The sequence below is a fragment of the Acinetobacter sp. YH16031 genome (assembly GCF_013417335.1).
GTDB lineage: Bacteria > Pseudomonadota > Gammaproteobacteria > Pseudomonadales > Moraxellaceae > Acinetobacter.
Genome location: NZ_VPED01000084.1, coordinates 1 through 3,757 on the forward strand (window position 1 = coordinate 1; position 3,757 = coordinate 3,757).

Annotated in this window: 4 protein-coding genes and 1 pseudogene; 4 read left to right on the forward strand and 1 reads right to left on the reverse strand. The window is 39.8% G+C overall.

What is annotated here, in order from left to right:
- From FTV31_RS15850 to FTV31_RS15865, 4 genes are all read left to right on the forward strand, one after another.
- Positions 1-320, forward strand: a 320-nt coding sequence (locus tag FTV31_RS15850; protein WP_180015651.1) for a transposase, incomplete at its 5' end; no start/stop codon positions are given.
- Between the two features lie 481 nt (positions 321-801).
- On the forward strand, positions 802-1,683 hold the full coding sequence (locus FTV31_RS15855) for a LysR family transcriptional regulator (protein ID WP_159124023.1): 882 nt from the start codon (positions 802-804) through the stop codon (positions 1,681-1,683).
- A 17-nt stretch (positions 1,684-1,700) separates the two neighbouring features.
- On the forward strand, positions 1,701-2,018 hold the full coding sequence (locus tag FTV31_RS15860) for an NGG1p interacting factor NIF3 (RefSeq protein WP_180015653.1): 318 nt from the start codon (positions 1,701-1,703) through the stop codon (positions 2,016-2,018).
- 140 nt (positions 2,019-2,158) lie between these two features.
- The gene (locus FTV31_RS15865) at positions 2,159-3,625 is read left to right on the forward strand and encodes a carotenoid oxygenase family protein (protein WP_180015655.1); all 1,467 of its coding nucleotides are present in this window, start codon (positions 2,159-2,161) and stop codon (positions 3,623-3,625) included.
- Between the two features lie 24 nt (positions 3,626-3,649).
- Here the strand turns inward: FTV31_RS15865 and FTV31_RS15870 are convergent.
- A pseudogene (locus FTV31_RS15870) lies at positions 3,650-3,757 on the reverse strand (IS982 family transposase); the annotation flags it as partial.

Below are 3,757 nucleotides of genomic sequence, written 5' to 3' on the forward strand. Positions count from 1 at the left end.
TAGCCGCCTCCACCATTGCGGCGATTTATAAAGATCGTTGGAAAGTTGAGCTGTTCTTTAAGGCGATTAAGCAGAATCTCAAATTAAAAGCGTTTCTAGGCCGCAGCAGGAACGCAATTCAGACACAGATCTGGATTGCGATGATCGCCTATTTATTGGTGAGTTTCGCTCAACATTTAGGAAAAACAGGTTGGACAGTTCAACGTTTACTCAGAATAATTCAAGTGAATTTGTTTGAAAGAAGAACTTTAAAAACTTTATTTTCACCCGATAAAATACCCATAAAACAAGAGGAAGCTCATTTGAGCTTCCTCTTGTGAAAAATTGTGGGACAGCAATGACCGAGAGGTGGTTTTTTTATCGCTAAACAGTGAGCTGAATCTGCTTTAACGTTACCTTCAGCGTATTCACATAATCAAAAGCATTATTAATACTGTGCTGATAACACCAAGCGATATAACCAACCGGCCTAACCAGAATTGCATAGATTCATGAATTTCAGGCTTGGCCATCTAGGTGCTATACACATTATGAGAAGTAATTTAAATCACCTCCAGATATGGTAAGTTCAGTGATTCAGCTGCCTGTTTCCAGCCTTCATCCGAACATCAGTATCAAATACAGCGTCATGCAAGACACCATGTGTATACCTGAAACAGGAATAAATGTATGAGGTGCAAAGTCTGGTCATGCATAGAAGGTAATTATATGAGTTTTCGTATAAGCTATTGATCTATTAGTATTTTCAATACGTTGGCCTAAATCGTATGATAAGCACCTGTTTTTTGAAGTGAGCAATCTATGGAACTTCGACATTTACGCTATTTTATTACCGTGGCGCAGGAGCAGAGTTTCACTAGGGCTGCTGAAAAGCTGTTTACGGCTCAACCTTCTTTAAGCCAGCAGATTAAAGATTTGGAGCAGGAAGTTGGCGTTAACCTGTTTGAGCGTTCTTCACGAAAAATACAGTTAACCGATGAAGGTAAGGCCTTTTTAATCTATGCAGAAAAAGCTCTAGAAAATGCCAAATTGGCCGTTGCGTCAGCACGACAGGTGGCCCAGCAGAAAAATAACCAGATTCATATTGGTTTTCTGAATGTTGCCGAACTAAAAGTCATGCCACATATTTTGGCCAAGTTGAAAAAGACCATGCCAGATCTGAAAATTCATCTGCATAGCCTGTTCTGTCTGGAACAGCTTCAACGTCTAAAAAATGCTGAACTAGATCTAAGTATTACCCGTTTTCAGATGGATCATCCAGATTTTGACAATATTCATTTATTGACGGAGCAAATTCACTTGGTTGCAGCCAAGCATTTGCACCCAACCGATCGAATACTGAAATTACAAGAACTGAAAAATCATACGATTATTATGTGTGATCAGAATGCATCACCTGTATTTTACGAAAGACTGAATGCTTTGATGTCCTTTGATCAGCTAAAGCACGATCAGGTGCTGTGGGCGACCAATGTGCTACAGCATATTAACCTGATCAATATGGGTATGGGTTTTAGTTTTGCTCCCGATTATTTATTACGTTTCCTGAATGATGAAGTGAAAGTGATCCAGACAGATCGACCTTTACCCCAGGTAGAACTATATGCAACATTTAACAAGAACTCTCAAAATCCAGCATTGAATATTATTACCGAAGCCCTTAACAATACGGTAAATGCTTGAAAAACTTGTAGGGATATATGCTTAAACTGATTTATTACGTACCAGATGAAAACCTAGAGGAAACCAAGAAGGCCATCTTTGCAGCAGGTGCGGGTGGGATTGGTGAATATACCGACTGTGCCTGGCAAGTGCTGGGAACTGGACAATTTAAGCCGCAGCAAGGCGCAGATCCTCATATTGGGGAAATTGGCCAGTTGGAAAATGTGGAAGAATGGCGGGTCGAAATTCTTGTACCTGATGAAAAGGCGGTTGAAGTGGCTAAGGCTCTAAAAGAAAGTCATCCTTATGAAGAACCGGCATTTGAATTTATCCAGCTTTTAGATATAAAAGTTTAAATTTTTAGAATTGATATAAACCGACGGTGCATTAGTGCTGATGTACCGTCTATCTATATATAAAAACACCCAACCTGCTTTTATTATTATAAAATTCGTCAGAACAACTCAAATAAATGAATAAAATAAGGAATATAACAATGCAGTTGCCAAAACCGCTGAGCAGTATGTTCAAAAATACGCTGAATAAATCTATTCAATACGGTGCAGAAATCTTGCATAACCGTATTCCATATTCCCATGATAATCCATATCTGGATGGTATTTTTGCACCGCAGCGGCAGGAGCATTTTTCAACTCAATTGAAGGTAGAAGGGCAGATCCCGAAAGAATTAGATGGCGCCTTGATGCGAATTGGCCCGAACCCCATTACAGTGAAAAATCCAAAAATTTATCACTGGTTTACTGGTGATGGGATGATTCATGCGTTACGGCTTAAAGAAGGTGAAGCACACTGGTACAAAAGCCAATATGTCGGTGCGGATAGTGTACAGAAGAAATTACATCGCTCAGTGATTCCGGGGAAAAGTCGTGGTGTAGCTGATCCAGTAAATACCAATATCATCAATTTTGCTGGGAAAATCTGGGCATTGGTCGAAGCGGGTGCTTATCCAATCGAAGTAAATAGTGAACTGGAATCTAAACGCCATCATCTGTTTGAGAATGATGATCTAGACTTGCCATTTACTGCACATCCACATATTGATCCGGATACCGGCGATATTCATGCGGTTTGTTATGATGGACTAACCCATAATAAAGTCTTTTATCTGCATATCGATGCACAGGGCAAACTGAAAAATCATGTGGAGATTCCAGTCAAACATGGTCCGATGGTACATGACTGTGCGATTACCGAATCTCAGGTCTTAATTCTGGACTTAAATGTAAATTTCTCAATGCAAAGTGCCTTAAAAGGTTCATTGCTGCCATATCAATGGAACCCGGAACATCAGGCACGTATTGGTTTATTACCTTTTGGTGGAAGTGCTCAGGATATACGCTGGTACAACATCGATCCCTGTTTTATTTTTCATACCATGAATGCTTATGATCTGGATACTGGAGATGTGGTCATGGATGCAGTAGTACATTCCAAAGCAATGGTGCGTTCTATTCAAGGCCCAATTGAAGATCAGGATCTTAGATTAGAACGATTTGTCTTCGAAAAAAAAACAGGGAAAGTGAAGCGGACAATCTTATCGGATGTTAAACAGGAATTCCCACGCATTAATGAAGCTTATACCGGGCGGCCATATCGTTATGCTTATAGCATTTCCTTTGGCGAATTTGATGATCCTTACCATGTCAGCAGTAATAGCCTGTTGGGTCATGATTTAGAAACTACGACCATAGAAAGTTATTCATTTGGAGAAAATTGGGTCACAGGTGAGGCTATTTACGTCGAAAGAGAGGGTGCACAAGCTGAAAATAATGGTTGGCTGATGTCTTATGTGCATGCTTTAGATTGTGGCCCTTCGAAAGTTGTGATTTTGGATGCACAACATATTAAGGATGGGCCAATTGCCACGATTTATTTACCCGTCCGAGTGGCGGTTGGGTTTCATTGTAATTGGATTGATTATCGAAAGTTGAAAGTAATATAAAATTATATTTAACCCGGATCCTGCTTAAGCCGATGATTCCTTAATTTGAATTGTTGGCTTATTTTGATGGGTTAATTGATATGCACATAGTGAGGCGTAAATTCCACTCAGAAATCCATGAAGACTACGTGC

Bases quoted from the DNA above. Each gene is read 5' to 3' on its own strand.
- FTV31_RS15865 (WP_180015655.1), top strand. From the start codon at position 2,159: ATGCAGTTGCCAAAACCGCTGAGCAGTATGTTCAAAAATACGCTGAAT.
- FTV31_RS15855 (WP_159124023.1), top strand. From the start codon at position 802: ATGGAACTTCGACATTTACGCTATTTTATTACCGTGGCGCAGGAGCAG.
- FTV31_RS15860 (WP_180015653.1), top strand. From the start codon at position 1,701: ATGCTTAAACTGATTTATTACGTACCAGATGAAAACCTAGAGGAAACC.